This window comes from Streptomyces sp. NRRL F-5727, assembly GCF_000719555.1.
Lineage (GTDB): Bacteria > Actinomycetota > Actinomycetes > Streptomycetales > Streptomycetaceae > Streptomyces.
Genome location: NZ_JOGX01000056.1, coordinates 1 through 17,606, shown reverse-complemented (window position 1 = coordinate 17,606; position 17,606 = coordinate 1). Strand labels below are relative to the sequence as shown.

Below are 17,606 nucleotides of genomic sequence, written 5' to 3'. Positions count from 1 at the left end.
CTCAGGGGTATGTGCCCGGGTGAGGTCGGTCTCTCCCTCGAACAGGGCGACCGTTCCGCATCCGATGCCCCGTTAGGGTGGATGGCCTGCGTACGCGATGCCTGGAGGTTGTCCCGTGTCCTGGTCCGTGCTGGCGGCCGCCACCGACCCCGAGCCCATCCCGGTGACTCTGGACGAGGCGGCCGAGAAGGCCACCGACGCGGCGAGCTGGGTGGAGGAGAACTGGTCCACCTGGCTGAACACCGGGCTGCGGATCCTGCTGATCCTGGTCGTCGCCCTGCTGCTGCGATGGGCCGTCCGCCGCGCCCTGACGAAGCTGATCGAGCGGATGAACCGCTCCGCCCAGGCGGTGGAGGGGACGGCGCTCGGCGGTCTGCTGGTCAACGCGGAGCGCCGGCGACAGCGGTCCGAGGCGATCGGCTCGGTGCTGCGCTCGGTGGCCTCGTTCCTGATCCTGGGCACGGCCGGGCTGATGGTGCTGGGCGCCTTCGACATCGACCTGGCGCCGCTGCTCGCCTCGGCCGGTGTGGCCGGTGTGGCGATCGGCTTCGGCGCGCGGAACCTGGTGACGGACTTCCTCTCCGGCGTCTTCATGATCCTGGAGGACCAGTACGGCGTCGGCGACTCGGTCGACGCGGGCGTGGCCTCCGGCGAGGTCGTCGAGGTCGGGCTGCGGGTGACGAAGCTGCGCGGGATCGACGGCGAGATCTGGTACGTGCGCAACGGCGAGATCAAGCGGATAGGAAATCTCAGCCAGGGCTGGGCGACGGCCTCGGTCGACGTCACGGTCCGGCCGACCGAGGACCTGGACCGGGTGCGGGGCGTGATCACGGCGGCGGGCGAGGCCATGGCGAAGGACGAGCCGTGGAACGAGCGGCTGTGGGGCCCGGTGGAGGTCCTCGGCCTGACCGAGGTGCTGCTCGACTCGATGACCGTCCGGGTCTCCGCGAAGACGATGCCGGGCAAGAAGCTGGGCGTGGAGCGCGAGCTGCGCTGGCGGATCAAGCGGGGTCTGGACGAGGCCGGCATCCGGATCGTCGGCGGGCTGCCCGCGCAGGCGGAGGAGGAGGCGCCGGCCGACCCGACGGCGGGCATGGCGGCCCCCTCGGTCTTCTCCAGCGCGACCTCGCCGCAGTCGGCGGCGGCCACGCCGCTGCCGCGGGCGGACCTCAACAAGCCCTGATCCTCCGCAGGACCTCTCCTCGACACCCCCGCCGGTAACGCTTCGGTTGCCGTCGGGGGTGTCGTGCGTGTGCGGGTATTGACGCCCCGCCGACGCCCGTCCTACCGTCCTCCCCACCGGATAGGAAACTTTCCTAACAGAGCGAAGGCAGGTGCGACCGTCATGGCGGGCATCCAGGGCACCCCCGGCACCCCGCGGGTGCTGCGGGCCATGAACGACCGCGCCGCGCTCGACCTCCTCCTGGAGCACGGCACCCTCTCGCGGACCCGGATCGGCAAGCTCACCGGCCTCTCCAAGCCGACCGCCTCGCAGCTCCTCGCCCGCCTCCAGGCGGCGGGCCTGGTCCGGGTCACCGGCACCACCGAGGGCCGCCCCGGCCCCAGCGCCCAGCTGTACGCGCTCGAACCGAGCGCCGGGTACGCCGCCGGGCTCGACGTGAACCAGCACCGCATCCGCGCCGCCGTCGCCGACATCACCGGGGCCGTCGCCGGCGAGTACGAGCTCCGCACCGAGGGCCGTACCGGCGACGGCGTGGTCCGCCAGGTCACCGACGCCCTCGACGGGGCCGTCAAGGCGGCCGGGCTCACCCGCGCCGACGTCCGCCGGCTCGTCATCGGCACCCCCGGCGCCTTCGACCCGGCGACCGGACGGCTGCGGTACGCCTCGCACCTGCCCGGCTGGCACTCCCCCACGCTGCTCGAAGAGCTGGCCGCGGTGCTGCCCATGCCCTTCGAGTACGAGAACGACGTCAACCTGGTGGCGATCGCCGAGCGGGCCCTCGGCGCGGCCCGCGGCCACGAGGACTTCGTGCTGCTGTGGAACGAGGAGGGCCTCGGCGCCGCCCTCGTCCTCGGCGGCCGGCTGCACCGCGGTTTCACCGGCGGCGCCGGCGAGGTCGGCTTCCTGCCGGTCCCCGGCACCCCGCTGGTGCGCCAGGTCACCCAGGCCAACTCCGGCGGCTTCCAGGAGCTCGCCGGAGTGCAGTCGGTGCCCCGGATCGCCCGCGCCGCCGGCATCGACACGCCCGAGCAGCCCTACGTGGCCGTGGCGTCCGGGCTGCTCGCCCGGGCCGCCGAGACCCCCGACGACGGCCCGTACGCGGAGCTGCTCGACCGGTACGCCGAGCGGCTCGCCACCGGTCTCGCCTCGCTCGTCGCCGTCCTCGACCCCGAACTCGTCGTGCTGTCCGGAGACGTCCTCGTCGCCGGCGGCGAACCGCTGCGGGCCCGCGTCCAGGCCGAGCTCGCCGACCTCGCGGCCTCCCGGCCGCGCCTCGTCCTCACCGCCGTCCCGCACGAGCCCGTGCTGCGCGGCGCGCTGGAGAGCGCCCTCGCCACCACCCGCGACGAGGTCTTCGACACCTCGCGCTGACCCCCGTCCTTCCCGCTTCCCGTCCCTTCCCCTCCAGAGCCCGCCAAGGGAGACACCGACATGCCCGCACGCGCCCGCAGAGCCGCCGCCGCACTCGCCGCCACCGCCTCGCTCGCCCTCTTCGCCACCGCCTGTACCGGCTCCGCGAGCAACACGGCCGCCGACGACCCGAAGGCCGAGACCACCCTCACCTTCTGGCACGGCTGGTCGGCCCCCTCCGAGGTCAAGGCGATCGAGGAGAACGTCGCCCGCTTCACCAAGGCGCACCCGAACATCAAGGTGAAGGTCGTCGGCAACATCAACGACGACAAGCTCGGCCAGGCGCTCCGCGCGGGCGGCTCCAACGGCCCCGACGTCGTCGCCTCCTTCACCACGGCCAACGTCGGCAAGTTCTGCCACACCGGCGCGCTCGCCGACCTCAAGCCCTTCGTCGAGAAGGACAAGCTGGACCTCGACGCGATCTTCCCGAAGGTCCTCCAGGACTACACCCAGTTCGAGGGCAAGCGCTGCACGCTGCCGCTGCTCTCCGATGCGTACGGGCTCTACTACAACAAGGACGCCTTCCGGCAGGCCGGCCTCGACCCGGAGGCGCCGCCGAAGACCTGGTCCGAGTTCACCGAGGTCGCCAAGAAGCTGACGAAGGCCAAGGGCGACTCGTACGAGCGGCTCGGCTTCATGCCGAACTACCTCGGCTACGAGACGGTCGTCTCGCACTACATGTCGCAGTGGAGCCACGGCGGCTACTTCGGCGAGGACGGCAGGTCGACGGTCGGCACGGACCCGGCGTTCGCCGAGATGATGACGTACCAGAAGTCGCTGGTGGACGCGCTCGGCGGCTTCCAGAAGCTCGACAAGTACCGCACCACCTTCGGTGACGAGTGGGGCGCCAAGCACCCCTTCCAGACCGGCCAGGTCGCCATGCAGCTGGACGGCGAGTGGCGGCTGAACTTCATCAAGGAGGCCAAGGTCCCGTTCGAGGTCGGCGTCGCCCCGCTGCCGGTCGCCGACGACGAGGTGGCCGAGTACGGCAAGGGCTACCTCTCCGGCACGATCATGGGCATCGCGCCGCAGTCGAAGAAGCAGAACGCCGCCTGGGAGCTGGTCAAGTACATGACCACGGACACCGAGGCCGTGGTGAGCTTCGCCAACTCCATCGGCAACGTCCCCTCCACCCTGGACGCCCTGAAGTCCCCGAACCTGAAGTTCGACGCGCGCTTCAAGACCTTCCTCGACATCGCCCGGCACCCGAAGTCCACCACCTCGGACGGCGCGGTGAACGGCTCCGCGTACCAGGACACCCTCCAGAAGTTCGCCCAGCGGTACGAGAAGGGCCAGGTCACCGACCTGAAGAAGGGCCTCGCGGACACCGCCGCGCAGATCGACCGCGACATCGCCGCGGCGAAGTGACGGCCGGACACCGCCCATGAGCACGGACACCCTGCCCGCGACGGAGGCGGCCGCCCCGGCCGCCTCCGCCCCCGGGGCGCGGAACACGCTGCGGGCCAAACGCCGCCGCAACGCGCTCCGCACCCTGGCCTTCATGTCGCCCTGGCTGATCGGCTTCGGCTTCTTCTTCGCCTATCCGCTCGTCTCGACCGTCTACTTCTCGCTGATGAAGTACGACGGGCTCAACCCGCCCGAGTGGCGCGGCCTGGACAACTGGACGTACGTCTTCACGTCGTTCCCGCAGTTCTGGCCCGCCCTCCAGAACACCCTCTGGCTCTGTGTCGTCATGGTGAGCTGCCGGGTCGTCTTCGGCCTCGGCATCGGCCTGCTGATCACGAAGATCAAGACGGGCGCCGGGGTCTTCCGGACCCTCTTCTACCTGCCCTACCTGGCCCCGCCGGTGGCGGCGACCCTCGCCTTCGTCTTCCTGCTCAACCCCGGCACCGGGCCGGTCAACTCGCTCCTGGAGGCCGTCGGCCTGCCCGCCCCCGCCTGGTTCAACGACGCCGCCTGGGCCAAGCCGGCCCTCACCGTCCTCGCCGTGTGGGGCATCGGCGATCTCATGGTCATCTTCATGGCCGCCCTGCTCGACGTCCCCAAGGAGCAGTACGAGGCCGCCGAGCTCGACGGCGCGGGCCCCTGGCAGCGGTTCCGGCACATCACCCTGCCGAACATCTCGCCGATCATCCTCTTCGCCCTGGTCACCGGGGTCATCGGCGCGATGCAGTACTACACGCAGCCGATCGTGGCCTCAAAGGTCGCCTCGGGCGTGATGGGCGGCTCCGGCGTCACCTTCGTCCCCGGCTACCCGGACGACTCCACGCTCACCCTGCCGCAGCTCGTCTACAGCCTCGGCTTCAGCCAGTTCAACTACGGCGCGGCCTGTGTGATCGCGCTCGTGCTCTTCGCCTTCTCCATGGCCTTCACCGCCCTGCTCATGCGGCGGCGCGGCGGCCTGATCGGCTCGGGTGACTGAACCATGACCGTGTCCCTGACCGCGCCCGCCGCCCGGACGGCCCGCCGCAAGGCCCTGCTGCACTGGATCGCCGTGCACTCCCTCGGGATCGCCGCGGCCCTCTTCTTCGTCCTGCCGTTCGTCTTCGTCGTCCTCACCTCGCTGATGAGCGACCAGCAGGCGCTCACCCGCGACCTCACCCCGGACTCCTGGCACTTCGAGAACTACGCCGAGGTCTTCGAGACGCCCGGCTTCCTCACCTGGTGGAGGAACTCGCTGCTGTACGCCGGGCTCGGCACCGTCCTCGTCGTGGTGTCGTCGATCCCCGTCGCCTACGCGCTCGCCAAGTTCCGCTTCCGCGGCCGGCACCTGTCGCTGCTGCTCGTCATCTCGATGATGATGCTGCCGCCGCAGGTCGTGATCATCCCCATGTACCTGTTCTGGGCCAAGCAGATGGACCTCTCCGGGTCGCTCTGGCCGCTGATCATCCCGCTGGCCTTCGGCGACGCCTTCGCCGTCTTCCTGCTGCGCCAGTTCCTCCTCACCATCCCCGACGAGTACGTCGAGGCGGCCCGGATCGACGGCTGCGGCGAACTGCGCACCCTGCTGCGGATCGTGCTGCCGATGGCGAAGCCCGGCATCGCCGCCGTCGCCCTCTTCCAGTTCTTCTCCTGCTGGAACGACTACTTCGGGCCGCAGATCTACGCCTCCGAGAACCCGGCCGCCTGGACGCTCAGTTACGGCCTGGAGTCCTTCAAGGGCGCGCACCACACCGACTGGAACCTGACCATGGCCGCGACCGTCCTGGTCATGGCCCCCGTGATCCTCGTGTTCTTCTTCGCGCAGAAGGCGTTCGTCGAGGGAGTCACCCTGACCGGAGTGAAGGGCTGAGACACTCATGAAGCTCGCTGTCGTGGGGGGCGGTTCGACCTACACCCCCGAACTGATCGACGGATTCGCGCGGCTGCGCGACACCCTGCCCATCACCGAACTCGTCCTCGTCGACCCGGCCGCCGACCGGCTCGACCTGGTCGGCGGGCTCGCCCGCCGGATCTTCGCCAAGCAGGACCACGACGGGACGATCACCACCACCACCGACCTCGACGCCGCCGTCGAGGGCGCCGACGCCGTCCTCCTCCAGCTCCGCGTCGGCGGCCAGGCCGCCCGGAACCAGGACGAGACCTGGCCGCTGGAGTGCGGCTGCGTCGGCCAGGAGACCACCGGCGCCGGCGGCCTCGCCAAGGCGCTGCGCACGGTCCCCGTCGTCCTCGACATCGCCGAGCGGGTCCGGCGCGCCAACCCGGACGCCTGGATCATCGACTTCACCAACCCCGTCGGCATCGTCACCCGCGCGCTGCTGAACGCCGGGCACAAGGCCGTCGGACTCTGCAACGTCGCCATCGGCTTCCAGCGCAAGTTCGCGAAGCTCCTCGACGTGGCCCCGGCCGAGATCCACCTCGACCACATCGGCCTCAACCACCTCACCTGGGAGACCGGCGTCCGGCTCGGCGGCCCGGACGGCGAGGACGTGCTGCCCCGGCTGCTCGCCGAGCACGGCGACACGATCGCCGGCGACCTGCACCTGCCGCGCCTGGTGATGGACCGCTTCGGCGTCGTCCCCTCGTACTACCTGCGCTACTACTACGCGCACGACGAGGTGGTGGAGGAGCTGCGCACCAAGCCGTCGCGGGCCGCCGAGGTCGCCGCGATGGAGAAGGAGCTCCTGGAGATGTACGGGGACCCGGCGCTCGACGAGAAGCCGGCGCTGCTCGGCAAGCGCGGCGGGGCCTTCTACTCGGAGGCCGCCGTGGACCTGGCGGCCTCGCTGCTGGGCGGGGCGGGCTCGCCGTACCAGGTGGTGAACACCCGCAACGGCGGGACGCTGCCGTTCCTGCCGGACGACGCCGTCATCGAGACGCAGGCGGCGGTCGGGCCCGGCGGCCCGGTGCCGCTGCCGGTCGCGCCGGTGGACCCGCTGTACGCCGGTCTGATCGCGAACGTCACGGCCTACGAGGACCTGGCGCTCGACGCGGCCCTGCGCGGCGGCCGGGAGCGGGTCTTCAAGGCGCTGCTCGCCCACCCGCTGGTCGGCCAGTACGCGTACGCCGAGCAGCTCACCGACCGGCTGGTCGCCCACAACCGGGAGCACCTCGCGTGGGCGTGAACGGGGCGCTGCTCGCGGTCGACGCGGGCAACAGCAAGACCGACGTGGCGGTCGTCGCGCCGGACGGGACGGTGCTGGGCTCGGCGCGCGGGGGCGGCTTCCAGCCGCCGGTGGTGGGGGTGGCGACGGCCGTCGACGGGCTGGCGGAGATCGTGGGGCGGGCCTGGGAGGAGGCCGGCGGTGCCGGGGCTCCGGCGTTCGCGCACGTCACGGCCTGTCTCGCCAACGCCGATCTGCCCGTGGAGGAGCTGGAGCTCGAACAGGCCCTGTACGCCCGGCACCTGAGCCGCTCGATCCGGGTCCACAACGACACCTTCGCGATCCTGCGGGCCGGGCTCGACGAGCCGCGCGGGGTGGCCGTGGTCTGCGGGGCCGGGGTGAACTGCGTGGGCATGACGCCGGACGGGCGGACCGCCCGCTTCCCGGCGCTCGGGAAGATCTCCGGGGACTGGGGCGGGGGCGGCGGCCTCTCCGACGAGGCCATGTGGTGCGCGGCCCGGGCCGAGGACGGCCGGGGCGAGCCGACCGAGCTGGCCCGGGCGCTGCCCGCGCACTTCGGCCTGGAGAGCATGTACGCGCTGATCGAGGCCGTGCACCTGGGCCGGATCCCGCACGCGCGGCGGCACGAGCTGACGCCGGTGCTGTTCCGGGTGGCGGCGGAGGGCGACCCGGTGGCGCTGTCCCTGGTGCACCGGATGGCCGAGGAGGTCGTGGCCCTGTCGACGGTGGCGCTGCGGCGGCTCGGACTCCTCGACGAGGAGGCGCCGGTGGTCCTCGGCGGCAGCGTCCTCGCGGCCCGGCATCCGCAGTTGGACGCCCGGATCCTCGAACTCCTCGGGGAGCGGGCGCCGAAGGCGGTCGTCCGGTTCGTGACGGCGCCGCCGGTGCTGGGCGCGGGGCTGCTCGCCCTGGACGAGGCCGGCGCGGTGGCGGGGGCGGCGGCGCGGCTGCGGGCGCACTACGCGGACTGACGCCCGACATGTTCACCTGTTCGAGCGATCCCCCGGGTGGAACCGATCCGGGGGATCCGTCGTATTCAGAGTGAGAGGTGTTCGAGGGAAGTTCGAGGGAAGTTCGAGGGGGGATCGAGGGGAGTTCGGGGAGGCCCGAGGGCGGCCGGCGGGCCGGCGAAGGGGCCTCGCCCGCGGAAGTCCCGGGAGAGTGGGGCACGATAGGCACAAGATCGTGTCATTCCCGGTGTGCGGGCGGGTCGCCTGCGGCCATACTGCTCGCCGGGGTCGATCGACGTCGAGACCGAGGGGGAGGTCACGTGACACACCCGCCGAGCGCGCCCGCCGCGGCGCCGCACCCGGCATCCGCGCCCGCGCGTCCGGCCGTTCCCGGTCAGGTCTCGCGCGCCGCCGCCGTCGGCGCCGCTCCACCGCCCGCAAGGGGTGCGTGGGCGACCGGGCGCGAGGTGATGCGGCAGGCGGCGACGACCGAGCCGGGCCGGCTGCGGATCCTCGGGGCCGTCCTCGCCCTGCTCGTCCTGGCGCTCGGCACGGTCGCCGGACTCGAGGCGGCCGACCGGGCCGGCTCCGCCGAGGACGTCGTCGGGCGCAGCCAGCCGCTGAGCGCCGACGCCGCCGCGATCTACCGCTCCCTGGCCGACGCGGACTCGACCGCCGCGGCCGGCTTCCTCGCCGGGATACGCGAACCGGCCGAGTCCCGCGCCCGCTACGACCGGGACATCACGACCGCCTCCCGGCTCCTGGTGAAGGCCGCGGCGAACACGGACGGTTCGGACGAGTCGGCCCGCGAGATCACCACCCTCAACGAACTGCTGCCCCGCTACACCGGGCTGATCGAGCGCGCCCGGGCCGCCAACCGGCAGGGCCTGCCGCTCGGCGGCGCCTATCTGCGGTACGCGAACCAGGAGATGACGACCCGGCTGCTGCCCGCCGCCGAGCGGCTGTACGCGGCGGAGACCGCCCGGCTGCACCAGGACGACGACGACGCCCGCGCCTGGCCGTACCTGGCGCTCGGCGCCGGCGTGCTCGCCCTCGGGGTGCTGGCGTGGGCGCAGCGGCGCGAGTACCGGCGGACCAACCGGGTCTTCAGCCGGGGGCTGCTCGCCGCCACCGCCGCCTCCGTGGTGGTGCTGCTGTGGCTGGCCGGGGCGCACACGGTGGCCCGGACCGGTCTGGGCTCGGCGCAGTCCGAGGGCCAGCAGTCGCTCCAGCTCCTCAACGAGGCGCGGATCAGCTCCCTCAAGGCCCGCGCCAACGAGAACCTGACGCAGGTCGCCCGGGGCGCGGTGCTGACCGAGGACGGGAAGAACGACAAGTACGAGGCGGAGTACACGACCGGGATGGGCGCGCTCGCCGACGCGCTCGCCCGGGCGACCCGGCTCGCCGACGACGAGGCCGGCCGGGCCCCGCTGGCCGAGGCCACGGCCCGGGTCGAGGAGTGGCGGAAGCGGCACGCCGAGGCGCAGAAGCGCGGCGAGGACGGCGACTACCGCGGCGCCCTCGACCTGATCGTCGGGCCGAAGGGCGAGGCGGAGCCGAAGGAGTCGGCCGGCTGGTCCTTCGACCAGGTCGACGCGGCCCTGGAGCGGGCCCTCACCCACGAGCAGGACGAGTTCACCCGCTCCGCGCGCGGGGCGGTGGACGCGCTGGCCGGGCTGCCGCTGGGGGCTGCGGCGCTCGGCGCGCTGGGCGCGCTGGCCGCGGTGCTCGGCATCAACCGAAGACTGTCGGAGTACCGGTGAGAGGGGGCGGAATGGCACACGACGGCGAGCCGATGGCGCGACGGGCGGCCCGGCGGCTGCGGGGCTGGGGCGGCGTGGCCACGATGGGCGTGGCCTGCGCGCTGACCGCCTCCCTCACTCTGCTGCCGCTGACCCGGGACGTGGGCGGCGCGGTCCCGTCCGGCGGCGCCCACGGGCCGGGCCCCGGCGTGGGCACGGGCCTCCAGGTCAAGGCCGACACCTGCGAGAACCCGCAGGCGTCGCTGCGGCCCTCGGCGGTGGACGGGCCGTCGGTCGCGGCGATCAAGCAGCGGGGGAAGCTGATCGTCGGCGTCGACCAGTCCAGCTACCGCTGGGGCTTCCGGAATCCGGAGACGGGCACCCTGGAGGGCTTCGACATCGCCCTGGCCCGGGCCATCGCCAAGGACCTGCTGGGCGACGAGGAGGCGGTGGTGCTGCGGGCCGTGCCCACCAACCAGCGGATCGCGGCCCTGGACAGCGGCAAGGTGGACCTCGTGGTCCGCACGATGACGATCAACTGCAAGCGGATCAAGCAGGTGGCGTTCTCCACCGCCTACTTCCGGGCCGGGCAGCAGGTGCTGGCGCCCAAGGACTCCCCGATCACCGGCTACGACGCCTCGCTGAAGGGCCGGCGGGTGTGCACCGCCGAGGGGTCCACGGCCTACGAGGCGCTGGAGGAGAAGTCCTTCGGCGCGGTCATCAGGGACGAGGGCGACGGCACCCCCGCCGACCGGAACCTGCTGACCGTCCCCAACCAGCTGGACTGTCTGGCGCGGCTCCAGATGGGCGAGGTCGACGCGGTCGTCACCGACAACGCGCTGGCGGCCGGACAGGCCGCGCAGGACCCGGCGGTGGAGCTGAAGGGCGAGCCGTTCACCGAGGAGTACTACGGGGTGGCGGCGAAGCTGGGCAACGACGACCTGGTGCGCCGCGTCAACAAGGTCCTGGAGGACTACCGGAAGGGCCCCTGGCAGGCGGCGTACCGGACCTGGCTGGAGGCGGGCCTCGGGAAGGCCGAACCGCCCCTCCCGCTGTACAGGTAGAAGGAGATGAGGAGAGCGATGGGCGTCACGGGACCCCCTGGGCCGGTGATGGACCGGGACGAGGTGGACCGTGCGCTGGCGCGCCTCGGCGCGGAGCACAAGGCGGTCGAGGACTCGCTCCTCGCGCTCCAGGACCACGCCGGGCGGCGGCTCCTCGAAGGCGCCGGGCTGACCGGCACCACCCGGGAGCGCTGGGAGTCGACCGAGCGGACCATCACCGTGCTCTGGACCTGCTTCGACGCCTACACGGCGGCGCTGCGGGAGGCCCGGGAGGTCCGGTCGCGGCACAAGTGGCCGAACCGGGAGGAGCTGGCGGAGCTGACCGAGCGGCTGCGCGGCGACTCGGTGCACGTGCCGGGCGGGGCGGGGGAAGAGGCGCTGCTCGCCGAGCGGTTCACCCTCGACGGCCTGGTGCGGCGGATGAACGAGCTGTACGCGGCCTCGCTCGACGTGGTGGTGACGGCGGACGCGGTGTGGTCGGCGCTGCCCGCGCGGATAGACCTGCTCGCCGCCGAGCTGGGCCGGACCCGTTCGCTGGCGCACTCGGTCGGGGTGCGGCCCGGGGAGCATCCGGCCGGGGACGAGCTGGAGTCGATCACCGCCGAGCTGGCCGAGCTGCGGTCCCGGGTGGTGACCGACCCGCTGGCCTTCTGGCGTCCGGCGGCGGGCAGTTCGGCGCCGGGCGGCGGCCGTCCCGACACCACGCGGTACGACCGGGCGGCGCTCGCGCTGGAGGACGTGCGGCGGGAGATCGAGGCCGTCCTCGCGGTGCGGCAGGACTCCGAGGAGCGGCTGCTGCGGCTGCGCGACGTGCTGTCCCGGGCGGACCGGACCCTCGCCGAGGCGCGGGTGGCGCGCGGCGAGGTGCTGGCGAAGATCGCCGCCTCCGAGGTGCCGGCCGTGAGCGGGCCGCCGACGGCGCTCCAGGAGCGGCTCCAGGCCGCCGCCGAGCACCGCAGGCACGCCCGGTGGCACCGGCTCTCCCCCCTGCTCGACGCGCTGGAGCGGGAGGCGGAGGAGGAGCTGCTGCGGGCCCGCGACTCGCTGACGGCGGTGACGGCGCCGCTGGCGGTACGGGCGGAGCTGCGCGGCCGGCTGGACGCGTACCGGGCGAAGGCGGTCCGGCTCGGCGGGGCGGACGACCCGTTCCTGACCGAGCGGTACGACACGGCGCGCCGGATGCTGTGGAGCGCGCCCTGCGACCTGCGGGCGGCGGAGCAGGCCGTGCTGCGCTACCAGCGGGCGGTGGCGGAGCTGCTGTCCGGTCCGCGGGACACGGAAGGACGACAGTGGTGAGCGGTCTGAGAGCGCCGGGGAGCTGCCAGCGGCCCACGTGCGAGGGCGCGTACGAGGACGTCGGCGGCGGCGAGCTGTACTGCGACACCTGCGGGCTCGCGCCGGTGGTGGCGCCCAGCGGGCACCTCCAGGCCAACCCGACCGGGGTCGCGGTGCCGGGGAAGCACGGCGGCACGGGCACGGGCTTCGGCGCGCCGTCCGAGGCGGCGGCCTGGGGCCCCGACTCGGCGTCGGCGCGCAGCGGTTCGCGGGCGTCCTCACGGGCCTCGTCGCGCTCCTCGTCCTCCCGCCGCTCGGTGTCGGGGCGGCTGTCGCGGTCGCTGTCCGGGCGGGCCACCGGCCGTTCGGTGTCGGTGCGCAGCTCCGGCTCCTCCGCCGCGCAGTCGGCACGGAAGCGGCTGGGCGCCGGGCTGGTCGCGATCCCGGAGGTGCCGCGCCCGGACCCGCGCGCGGCGGTGATGGCGCACCCCGAGGTGCCGGAGCGGAAGCGATTCTGCTCGCGTTCCGACTGCGGTGCGCCGGTGGGCCGTGCGCGCGGTGACCGGCCGGGCCGCACCGAGGGCTTCTGCACCTCGTGCGGGCACCCGTACTCCTTCGTGCCGAAGCTGCGGGCCGGGGACGTGGTGCACGGCCAGTACGAGGTGGCGGGGTGCCTCGCGCACGGCGGCCTCGGCTGGATCTACCTCGCCGTCGACCGGGCGGTCTCGAACCGGTGGGTGGTCCTCAAGGGCCTCCTCGACACCGGCGACCAGGACGCCATGGCGGCGGCGATCTCGGAGCGCCGCTTCCTCGCCGAGATCGAGCACTCCAACATCGTCCGGATCTACAACTTCGTCGAACACCTCGACCCGCGCACCGGCTCCCTCGACGGCTACATCGTCATGGAGTACGTGGGCGGCAAGTCGCTCAAGGAGATCGCCAACGACCGGCGGACCCCGGAGGGCCGGCGCGACCCGCTGCCGGTCGAGCAGGCGTGCGCGTACGGCATCGAGGCCCTGGAGGCGCTGGGCCACCTGCACAGCCGCAACCTGCTGTACTGCGACTTCAAGGTGGACAACGCCCTCCAGACCGAGGACCAGCTGAAGCTCATCGACATGGGCGCGGTCCGGCGGATGGACGACGACGAGTCGGCGATCTACGGCACGGTCGGCTACCAGGCGCCCGAGGTGGCGGAGGTCGGCCCGTCGGTCGCCAGCGACCTGTACACGGTGGCCCGCACGCTCGCCGTGCTCACCTTCGACTTCCAGGGCTACACCAACGTCTTCGCGGGCTCGCTGCCGGAGCCACGGCACATCGAGGTCTTCCAGCGGTACGAGTCGTTCTACCGGTTCCTGGTGCGGGCCACCGACCCGGACCCGGCCCGCCGCTTCGCCTCCGCCGAGGAGATGGCGGAGCAGCTGACCGGGGTGCTGCGGGAGGTCGTCGCGCTCCAGTCGGGGCGGCCCCGGCCGGCGCTGTCGACGCTCTTCGGCGCGGAGACCCGGGTCACGGACACCGTGCTCTTCGCCGAGCAGACCGACGACGTGTCGGTGCTGGGGGCGCGCCGCACCGGCCGGGCCCGGCGCTCCGCCGCCCCGGCGGCGGCGGGCGTCCCCGCCGGGCAGCCGCTCGACGCGCTGCTCGCCCCGCTCGACGTGGCGGCCACCGCGCTGGCGCTGCCGGTGCCGCGGGTGGACCCGGCGGACGCCAACGCCGGTTTCCTCGCCGGGCTCCAGGCCGCCGCGCCCGCCGAACTCCTCGGCGCGCTGCGGGCCGCGCCCGCCGACACCCCCGAGCTGCGGCTGCGCGCCCTGCGGGCCCAGCTCGACCTGCGGGACCTGGTCTCCGCCGGGCAGACCCTCGGCGCGCTGGAGCAGTGGGACGCGGACGACTGGCGGGTGGTGTGGCACCGGGGCGTGGCCTCGCTGGTGGGCGGCGACCTGACACACGCGGCGCTCGCCTTCGACGCGGTGTACGACGCCTTCCCCGGCGAGCCGGCGCCCAAGCTGGCGCTCGGCGTCTGCGCCGAGGTGCTGGGCCAGCTCGACAACGCGGCCGAGTACTACCACCTGGTGTGGACGACCGACCCCGGCTTCGTCAGCGCCGCCTTCGGGCTGGCCCGGGTGCGGCTCGCCGCCGGGGACCGTACGGGCGCGGTCGCCGCGCTCGAATCCGTACCGGAGTCCTCCATCCACTACACGGCGGCCCGGGTCGCGGCGGTCCGTGCCCGGCTGCGGCGGCGCCCGCCGCGCGAACCGCTCGGCGCGGACCTGACCGCGGCCGCCGCGCAGGTCTCGGCGCTGGGCGGCTTCGGCCTCGACCCGGTGCGCCGGGAGCGGTTGTCGACGGAGGTGCTCGGTACGGCCCTGGACTGGGTACTCTCCGGGAGTCCCGGTGCCGCGCCGGGCGGCGGGGAGCCGCTGCTCGGCAGCGCACTGGACGAGAGCGGGCTCCGCTTCGGCCTGGAGCGCGCCTACCGGGTGCTGGCCCGGCTCGCCCAGCAGGGCGAGGAGAGGATCGAACTGGTGGAGCGGGCCAACCGCTACCGCCCCAGGACGTGGGTGTGAGGATGTCCCAGAAGCCCCAGCCGCCGGCGCACGGACTCGACGCCTGCCCGGAGTGCGCCGAGCCCGTCGATCCGAGGGACCGCTACTGCGGGGCCTGCGGTCACGACCTGACGGCCGCCGCGGAGCTGCCGGCCGGCGAGGACCGGCCGACCATGCCGATCGCCGCGCCCGTCTGGCCCGAGGCGCCGCCCCGGGACCCCGGCTCGCTGTCGACGATGACCCAGCACCCCGGCGAGCTGCCGGGCACCGACTCGGGCGGCCGGGAGCTGCCGACGGTGCCGGTGCGCACCGACGGGCCGGCGGAGCCGGCCGGGCCGACCGTGCGCGGCGGCGGCGACTTCGAGCTGGCCGCGCCCGACCCGCGGGCCGCCGTCCGGGCGGAGCCCGCCCCCGCGGCCGCGCCCGCGGACGGGGCCGGCGGGGACGTGCCGGACGGGGTCTGCGTGGCCTGCCGGGCCGGGCGGGTCGACGGGGACGGCTACTGCGAGAACTGCGGGCACGCCCAGCCCCGCGAGCGCGACCACATGGAGCGGGAGCTCGGCACGGTCGCGGCCGTCAGCGACCGGGGACTGCGCCACCACCGCAACGAGGACGCGTTCGCGCTCACCGAGACGACGCTGCCCGACGGCCGTCCCGCCGCCGTCGCCGTCGTCTGCGACGGCGTCTCCTCCGCCCACCGCCCCGACGAGGCGTCCGCCGCCGCGGCCCGCGCCGCCGGGGCCGTGCTCGGCGAGGCGCTGCCCCGCGGCACCCACCCGCAGCAGGCCATGCACGAGGCGATCGTCGCCGCCGCCGAGGCCGTCACCGCGCTGGCCCGCACCGCGGGCCCGGACGGCGGGAGCGCCGACTCCCTCCACGGCGGGAACTCGCCCGCCTGCACCATCGTCGGCTCCGTCGTCACCGACGAGCTCCTCGTCGTCGGCTGGGTCGGCGACAGCCGCGCCTACTGGGTGCCCGACGACCGGTCCGCGCCCGCCGCGCGGCTCACCGAGGACGACTCGTGGGCCGCCCAGATGGTCAAGGCCGGGCTGATGAACGAGGAGCAGGCGTACGCGGACGAGCGCGCCCACGCCATCACCGGCTGGCTCGGCGCCGACGCGTACGAACTGGAGCCGCACACCGCCGCGTTCAAGCCGGACCGGCCCGGTGTGGTGGTGGTCTGCACGGACGGTCTGTGGAACTACGCGGAGGCCGCCGAGTCGATGGCCCGGGCGGTGCCCGCCGACGCGGCGGTCCGGCCGCTGCACGCGGCGCGGGTCCTGGTCGGCCACGCCCTCGACGGCGGCGGACACGACAACATCACGGTCGCGCTGACGCCGTTCGCCCCGCCGCCGGCGGGGGCAGGCTCTTCCTGACCCCCCGTCACTTCCGCTGCTGCCAAGGAGTCCACACCAGATGGCGAACTTCGCCAAGCCGTCCGTGCCGCAGTTCTCGGTGGACGTCTACCAGAACGAGTACCTGCCGGTCGGCGGGCGGGACGTCGACGCGATCGTCACCGTCACCGCGACCGGCGGCGGCACCAGCGGCGCGCGCGGGGTCACGTCCGGCGGGCCCGCCGGAGTGGTGATCATGGTCGACTGCTCGGGCTCGATGGACTACCCGCCGGCCAAGATGGAGGGCGCCCGGGCCGCGACCGCCGCCGCGATCGACACCCTCCGGGACGGCACCTCCTTCGCCGTCGTCGCCGGCAACCACCTCGCCGCCCAGGTCTACCCGGACCACGGGCGGCTCGCCGTCGCCGGACCCCGGACCCGCGCCGAGGCGAAGGAGTCGCTGGCCCGGCTCACCGCCGACGGCGGCACCGCGATCGGCACCTGGCTGCGGCTCGCCGACACCCTCCTCGGCGACGAGGACCTGGCCATCCGGCACGCCGTGCTGCTCACCGACGGGCGCAACGAGCACGAGTCCCCCGAGGCGCTGCGGGCCGCGCTCGACGCCTGCGCGGGCCGCTTCACCTGCGACGCGCGGGGCGTCGGCACCGACTGGGAGGTCAAGGAGGTCACCGGGATCGCCTCGGCGCTGCTCGGCTCCGCCGACATCGTCGCCGATCCGGCGGGGCTCGCCGCCGACTTCACGGCCATGATGGAGAACGTCATGGGCAAGGGCGTCGCCGACGTGGCGCTGCGGCTGTGGACACCGGTCGGCGCGGAGCTCGTCTTCGTCAAGCAGGTCGCCCCGACGGTCGTGGACCTCACCGCCCGCCGTACGGACGCCGGTCCGCGCGCCGGGGACTACCCGACGGGCTCCTGGGGCGACGAGTCCCGCGACTACCACGTGCGGGTCCGGGTGCCGGCGAACGCGGTCGGGCAGGAGATGCTCGCCGCCCGGGCCTCCCTGATCGTCCCCGACCCGGCCGGCGGCGACGCCCGGCCGGTGTCCCAAGGACTGATACGGGCGGTGTGGACGCACGACGTGGCGATGACCACGGCCATCGACCCCCAGGTCGCCCACTACACGGGACAGGCGGAGCTCGCGGACGCCATCCAGGCCGGTCTCGACGCCCGCAAATCGGGCGATCAGGACGGAGCGACCGCGAAACTGGGCCGTGCGGTGCAGCTCGCGGCGGCCTCCGGGAACGCGGATACCGCGAAACTCCTTTCGAAGGTGGTGGACGTGGTCGACGCGGCGGCGGGTACTGTGCGGTTGAAGGCGAAGGTCGCGGAGGCGGACGAGATGACACTCGAGACGCGTTCCACCAAGACCGTTCGCGTCACGAGGTAGCCCGGCCGACCGGGCCGGACGACGAGAGGGGGAAGCACCGACATGCCGACCTGCCCGAACGGACACCAGTCGGTCTCCGACGACTGGTGCGAGGTCTGCGGCCATCGCATGGCCGGGGCGGGCGCGCCTGCGGGTGCCGTACCGCCCCCTCCCCCGCCGCCCCCGGGC

Annotated in this window: 13 protein-coding genes and 1 pseudogene; all 14 read left to right on the top strand. The window is 73.9% G+C overall.

The features are described 5' to 3' along the window. Positions 1-97: 97 nt before the first annotated feature. Complete coding sequence (locus IF73_RS0129085) at positions 98-1,183, top strand: mechanosensitive ion channel family protein (protein ID WP_051717413.1); 1,086 nt, start codon at positions 98-100, stop codon at positions 1,181-1,183. A 162-nt stretch (positions 1,184-1,345) separates the two neighbouring features. Beyond that, complete coding sequence (locus tag IF73_RS0129080; RefSeq protein ID WP_031013315.1) at positions 1,346-2,554, top strand: ROK family transcriptional regulator; 1,209 nt, start codon at positions 1,346-1,348, stop codon at positions 2,552-2,554. A gap of 60 nt (positions 2,555-2,614) precedes the next feature. Beyond that, entirely contained in the window at positions 2,615-3,961 is a 1,347-nt protein-coding gene (locus IF73_RS0129075) for an ABC transporter substrate-binding protein (protein WP_031013313.1), read from the top strand. A 16-nt stretch (positions 3,962-3,977) separates the two neighbouring features. Further along, positions 3,978-4,976 (top strand): carbohydrate ABC transporter permease, encoded by a 999-nt coding sequence (locus IF73_RS0129070; protein WP_037880833.1) that lies wholly within the window; start codon positions 3,978-3,980, stop codon positions 4,974-4,976. Between the two features lie 3 nt (positions 4,977-4,979). Then, positions 4,980-5,846 carry a carbohydrate ABC transporter permease gene (locus IF73_RS0129065; protein ID WP_031013311.1) on the top strand — a complete coding sequence of 289 codons (867 nt, stop codon included), beginning with the start codon at positions 4,980-4,982 and terminating at the stop codon, positions 5,844-5,846. Positions 5,847-5,853: 7 nt separating this feature from the next. After that, positions 5,854-7,119: a 6-phospho-beta-glucosidase gene (locus IF73_RS0129060; protein ID WP_031013309.1), complete on the top strand. Its 1,266-nt coding sequence runs from the start codon at positions 5,854-5,856 to the stop codon at positions 7,117-7,119. Then, entirely contained in the window at positions 7,110-8,090 is a 981-nt protein-coding gene (locus IF73_RS0129055) for an N-acetylglucosamine kinase (protein ID WP_031013308.1), read from the top strand. The genes IF73_RS0129060 and IF73_RS0129055 overlap by 10 nt, the downstream gene beginning before the upstream one ends. 299 nt (positions 8,091-8,389) lie before the next feature. Next, positions 8,390-9,832 carry a hypothetical protein gene (locus IF73_RS0129050; protein ID WP_031013307.1) on the top strand — a complete coding sequence of 481 codons (1,443 nt, stop codon included), beginning with the start codon at positions 8,390-8,392 and terminating at the stop codon, positions 9,830-9,832. Positions 9,833-9,843: 11 nt separating this feature from the next. Beyond that, positions 9,844-10,875, top strand: a complete 1,032-nt coding sequence (locus IF73_RS0129045) for a glutamate ABC transporter substrate-binding protein (RefSeq protein ID WP_199806739.1) — start codon at positions 9,844-9,846, stop codon at positions 10,873-10,875. An 18-nt stretch (positions 10,876-10,893) separates the two neighbouring features. Further along, positions 10,894-12,171, top strand: a complete 1,278-nt coding sequence (locus IF73_RS0129040; RefSeq protein ID WP_031013304.1) for a hypothetical protein — start codon at positions 10,894-10,896, stop codon at positions 12,169-12,171. After that, on the top strand, positions 12,168-14,717 hold the full coding sequence (locus tag IF73_RS0129035; protein WP_031013302.1) for a serine/threonine-protein kinase: 2,550 nt from the start codon (positions 12,168-12,170) through the stop codon (positions 14,715-14,717). Before IF73_RS0129040 ends, IF73_RS0129035 begins: the two co-directional genes overlap by 4 nt. After that, a complete protein-coding gene (locus IF73_RS0129030) occupies positions 14,714-16,072 on the top strand; it encodes a PP2C family serine/threonine-protein phosphatase (RefSeq protein WP_031013299.1) in 1,359 nt (452 codons plus the stop codon). The genes IF73_RS0129035 and IF73_RS0129030 overlap by 4 nt, the downstream gene beginning before the upstream one ends. A 40-nt stretch (positions 16,073-16,112) precedes the next feature. Continuing rightward, positions 16,113-17,438: a vWA domain-containing protein gene (locus IF73_RS0129025; protein WP_031013297.1), complete on the top strand. Its 1,326-nt coding sequence runs from the start codon at positions 16,113-16,115 to the stop codon at positions 17,436-17,438. A 42-nt stretch (positions 17,439-17,480) separates the two neighbouring features. Then, positions 17,481-17,606 (top strand): annotated as a pseudogene (locus IF73_RS42265) (forkhead-associated protein); the annotation flags it as partial.

Coding starts and splice junctions, on each gene's coding strand:
- IF73_RS0129070 (WP_037880833.1), top strand. CDS start 3,978: ATGAGCACGGACACCCTGCCCGCGACGGAGGCGGCCGCCCCGGCCGCC.
- IF73_RS0129085 (WP_051717413.1), top strand. CDS start 98: ATGCCTGGAGGTTGTCCCGTGTCCTGGTCCGTGCTGGCGGCCGCCACC.
- IF73_RS0129040 (WP_031013304.1), top strand. CDS start 10,894: ATGGGCGTCACGGGACCCCCTGGGCCGGTGATGGACCGGGACGAGGTG.
- IF73_RS0129080 (WP_031013315.1), top strand. CDS start 1,346: ATGGCGGGCATCCAGGGCACCCCCGGCACCCCGCGGGTGCTGCGGGCC.
- IF73_RS0129065 (WP_031013311.1), top strand. CDS start 4,980: ATGACCGTGTCCCTGACCGCGCCCGCCGCCCGGACGGCCCGCCGCAAG.
- IF73_RS0129060 (WP_031013309.1), top strand. CDS start 5,854: ATGAAGCTCGCTGTCGTGGGGGGCGGTTCGACCTACACCCCCGAACTG.
- IF73_RS0129045 (WP_199806739.1), top strand. CDS start 9,844: ATGGCACACGACGGCGAGCCGATGGCGCGACGGGCGGCCCGGCGGCTG.
- IF73_RS0129075 (WP_031013313.1), top strand. CDS start 2,615: ATGCCCGCACGCGCCCGCAGAGCCGCCGCCGCACTCGCCGCCACCGCC.
- IF73_RS0129025 (WP_031013297.1), top strand. CDS start 16,113: ATGGCGAACTTCGCCAAGCCGTCCGTGCCGCAGTTCTCGGTGGACGTC.